Origin of the sequence: Stenotrophomonas sp. YIM B06876 (assembly GCF_030711595.1) — a bacterium.
In the GTDB taxonomy this organism is placed as follows: Bacteria; Pseudomonadota; Gammaproteobacteria; order Xanthomonadales; family Xanthomonadaceae; genus Stenotrophomonas.
In genome coordinates this window covers 393-655 of record NZ_JAUJUJ010000444.1, presented here as the reverse complement: position 1 = coordinate 655, position 263 = coordinate 393, and the positions used below count along the sequence as shown (strand labels likewise).

1 protein-coding gene is annotated in these 263 nt (G+C 66.9%); it reads left to right on the top strand.

Going from position 1 to position 263, the window contains the following annotated elements; genetic code table 11:
- Window positions 1–14 precede the first annotated feature (14 nt).
- Window positions 15–263 (top strand): AMP-binding protein (locus QZH66_RS17850; protein WP_345783878.1); only part of this gene is annotated, 249 nt, incomplete at its 3' end.

Genomic DNA, 263 nt, shown 5'->3' with positions numbered 1-263 from the left:
CCAAGCCGCAGTGCCTGGGCATACCGGTGTTCGACGTGGACGCGCGCGTGATCGACCCGGCGACCTGGGCCGAGCTGCCGCCCGGCGCGATCGGCGAAATCGTGGTGCACGGACCGCAGCTCATGCAGGGCTACTGGAACCAGCCGCAGGCCACGGCAGAGGCCTTCATCGAGATCGACGGCAAACGCTTTCTGCGCACCGGCGACCTCGCGCAGGTGGATGAGGACGGTTACTTCTTCATGGTCGACCGGCTCAAGCGCATG